Source organism: Flavobacterium sp., from assembly GCF_029242675.1.
In the GTDB taxonomy this organism is placed as follows: domain Bacteria; phylum Bacteroidota; class Bacteroidia; order Flavobacteriales; family Flavobacteriaceae; genus Flavobacterium.
This window is the reverse complement of the sequence record NZ_JAQWTM010000313.1, coordinates 1-3,730: the sequence shown is the minus strand read 5'-3', so window position 1 is coordinate 3,730 and position 3,730 is coordinate 1. Positions and strand designations below refer to the sequence as shown.

1 protein-coding gene and 2 pseudogenes are annotated in these 3,730 nt (G+C 35.3%); 1 reads left to right on the top strand and 2 read right to left on the bottom strand.

What is annotated here, in order from left to right; translation table 11 throughout:
- Positions 1 to 250: pseudogene (locus P8M54_RS11375) on the top strand (M1 family peptidase); the annotation flags it as partial.
- Between the two features lie 63 nt (positions 251 to 313).
- On the opposite strand, the gene P8M54_RS11370 reads toward P8M54_RS11375, so the two are convergent.
- Positions 314 to 2,035, bottom strand: a complete 1,722-nt coding sequence (locus P8M54_RS11370; RefSeq protein ID WP_300287980.1) for a sodium:solute symporter — start codon at positions 2,033 to 2,035, stop codon at positions 314 to 316.
- A gap of 120 nt (positions 2,036 to 2,155) precedes the next feature.
- Positions 2,156 to 3,730: pseudogene (locus P8M54_RS11365) on the bottom strand (LmbE family protein); the annotation flags it as partial.

Below are 3,730 nucleotides of genomic sequence, written 5' to 3'. Positions count from 1 at the left end.
TGTTATTTTAGATGGTTATTTAGGCGTGTTTAGCACAGCCAAAGCACCGATGAAAATTACGTTTACCGAAAAAAATAATGTGTTAAGCGCTGAGATTTCAGGTTATCCTAAATTCAATCTTGAAGTAGCAGGGAAAGACTTGTTTGAATCAAAAAGAGCTGGAGTTAAATTTCAATTTAATGAAGATAAAACTGCTCTAGAAATGATAATTAGTGATGGTCAAAAAATCCCTTTTACGAAGGATAAATAAAAGATCTAATCCATTATAAATAGAAAAAACCAGCTGTAATAGCTGGTTTTTTTTGGTTTTATATTATGCTTCTGAATTTTTAGTTCTAAAAATAGTCCATTGTAGAAACGAAGATAAAACGACGGTAAGCATTGCACCTATAAAATTCAGCCATAAATAGCCTAGTTTTTCTTGACCACTAGGATAAATATAAATAGCATAATAGTAAATGATAAAAATGGTAATTTGACTAACCAATGCGCTGTAAAATATAGCTTTGGCTTTTACATATTTAATATAAAATCCAACTAAAAATATACCCAATACTGTACCGTAAAAAATGGACCCTATTATATTTACTAACTGAATCAAATTTTCAAATAAGGTACCCACGCAGGCAAATAAAATTGCAATGATTCCCCAAAACAGGGTGAAGAATTTAGTTGCGTTAAGGTAATGCTTGTCTGATTTTACAGTTTTTAAATTCCGTTTATAAATATCTATTGCAGTGGTCGAGGCCAAGGCATTTAGTCCTGAAGCAGTTGACGACATAGCTGCTGACATAATAACAGCGAGTAGTAAACCAATCAGTCCTTTGGGCAAATAATTGAGAATAAAGTGAAAGAATACATAGTCCTTATCGTTAGTTTCGCTGCTACTATCGGCTTTTAAAATGATTTCCTTTGCTCGGTCTCGCAGCTCTTTTTCTTTAGTAGATAAGGCTACTAATTCCTTACGCAAAATAGGATTATCGTAATCTTGATTTAGTTGGTCGATATACAGTAAGTTGATTACTTTTTTGTCTTCGGATAAAGCATCAAGTTTTTTCTCTAAAACATGATACTCCTCTTTATAGGCTGATTTTTCAATAGTTACCTTGTTATTTGGATTGAAATTTAACGGAACTGGATTAAATTGAAAAAAGACAAATACCATTACTCCAGTAAGCAAAATAAAGAATTGCATCGGAACTTTAAGCAAACCATTCATGATCAAACCCATTTGGCTTTCTCGAACTGATTTTCCTGATAGGTATCGACCTACTTGTGATTGATCGGTTCCAAAATAAGCTAAGGCTAAGAAAAAACCACCAGTGATACCACTCCAAAAAGTATATTTCTCCTCGGGATCAGTAGAGAAATTTACAATATTCATTTTATCATTGGCACCAGCGATATGAAGAGCATTGCTAAAAGTCATGTCATTAGGTAAGAAATGCAAAATGAGGAAAAAGGTAATCAACATTCCGGACATGATGACAAACATTTGTTGTTTTTGAGTCACGTTTACGGCTTTGGTTCCGCCCGAAAAAGTATAAAATATTACGAGGACACCAATAGCGATATTCATGTAGGTAAGATTCCACCCTAAAATAGCAGACAAAATAATAGCGGGAGCATAAATGGTCAGTCCCGTTCCTAAACCCCTTTGGAATAAGAAAAGGAAGGCAGCGAGCGATCTCGTTTTTAAGTCAAATCTTTTTTCTAAGTACTCATACGCAGTATAAACTTTGTATTTATGATAAATAGGAATGAAGGTTAACGAAATTACGATCATAGCAATTGGAAGTCCAAAATAAAACTGGACAAAGCCCATTCCATCATGATACGCTTGCCCTGGCGTAGATAAAAAAGTAATGGCACTGGCCTGAGTTGCCATTACAGATAAACCAACAGTGTACCATGGCGTTTCGTTGTTTCCTAAAATAAAATCTTCTACATTTTTACTTCCCTTGGTTTTCCAAGAACCATACCCTACAATAAAAAGTAATGTAACGATAAGTACAATCCAATCAAATAGCTGCATAGTTTAAGAGTATAATTTCATAATTAAGCAAAATATCAATATATAAATGGCATTTGCCACGAGAACTAAGGTGTAGTTCTTTTTCCAAATTCTAGTTTTTTTAGTTTCCATGGGCCTAATTTATGGTTTTATATTTTGATTACTGTCTTGTTCCTTTTTTTGAAGGGAAATCATGTTTGAAAGTAAGCGGTAGGCTCCCGATACACCTTCGGGTAGTTCTCTGAAAAAACTTAATCCAGTGTAAACATAAAATCCTTTTCCGTAAGGAGCTACTAATAGCGCACCATTTTTAGGACTTTCTCCTGTGTCATTGGATGATAGAATAGGAGTAAAGGCAGGATCAAACACATTAGGGTAATACAATCCTTGCTCTTGTGTCCAACCTTCAAAATCTTTTGAGGTGATTTTATTCGGATAATTTAAAACGGGATGTTTTGGTGCTAAAAACCGAACTTCAGCATTTTCCTCCGTAACTCGGTCTCTTGAAATAGTGAGCGGATACGGTGCGATATTGGCAGTACTAGCACCTTCGGGCGTGTTGTACTGCACGATCATCGTTTTTCCTTCTTTGATAAAATCAAAAAGTATTTGTCGTTTTGCCTCCATAGCAGGTACGACATTGTATGCACGGATACCTGTAATGATGACATCCAATCCCTGTAATTTTTCCGCCGTTATTTCCTCCGGATTTAATAAGGTCACTGAGTAGCCCATTTGCGTTAAGCTCTCGGGAACTTCATCACCAGCTCCCATAATGTAGCCAATGCGTTTTGAGTTCACTTTTAAATCTAATTTTATAAATTTTGCTTCCGCAGATTTTAGAACTTGTTGCTTGGTAATATGTGGATATTCAATAACCATTTGATCTTTGTTGAACGATTTATTAGCAACGGTAGCAATTGATTTTGCGATTACTTCCGAACTTGATTTTGGCGGTGAAACTTCAAAATAAACTGTTTTCTCCATGCCTTTCTTTTCAAAACTAAACGGAATTGAAGCAGGAGAAACGGACCAAGTTGCAGGTAAATCTAGTTTTAAAAATCCAGAAACAGTATCGCTTCCTGCTTTTACCTTAACACCAACTGACTTGGTACTTCTTGTAGTAAAAAAAGCTACTTTGTTGATTATTCCTGTTGTTACTTCTGGGACAATATCTAAATAGTTGTACATTTCACCTTTTACATTGTCATTGTACTTGTAAATAATGTTGCGTTCTAACGGAATTGAAATTCCGTTTATTTCAATAGTAAAAACGACTTTTGCTTCTCGGATAATGTCGGGAATACCAATCTTTTGTTGATCTTTTACTGTGTACATCCCTACCGTTCCTCTATCTTCCAACCAATACGGTTGCGTATAAGAAATAGTTTCAGGCAGTGTAAGATCGATAATCGTGTTTTCGGCACGGTTGTTTTCCAATACTTTAGTGATCATTGTTGTTTTTTGCATTGGCAAAGTGGTAATACTCACTAGACGAATGGGAACTGCAGAACGATTAATGGCTTCAATTTTTAACTTCAGACTGCTGCCAGGGCTTGCTTCTTGAGTAGTTGCAGCCGCCTCTAAGTATAAACCTGCACAAGCAGTAATTATGTTTTTGATTTCGGTGCTTTTTATTGCTTTCCAATGTTCATCTGATAGTGCTTGAATTAGCGTATATGCTTTAGTTAAATCCCCTAAACTAGCTGCAGGATT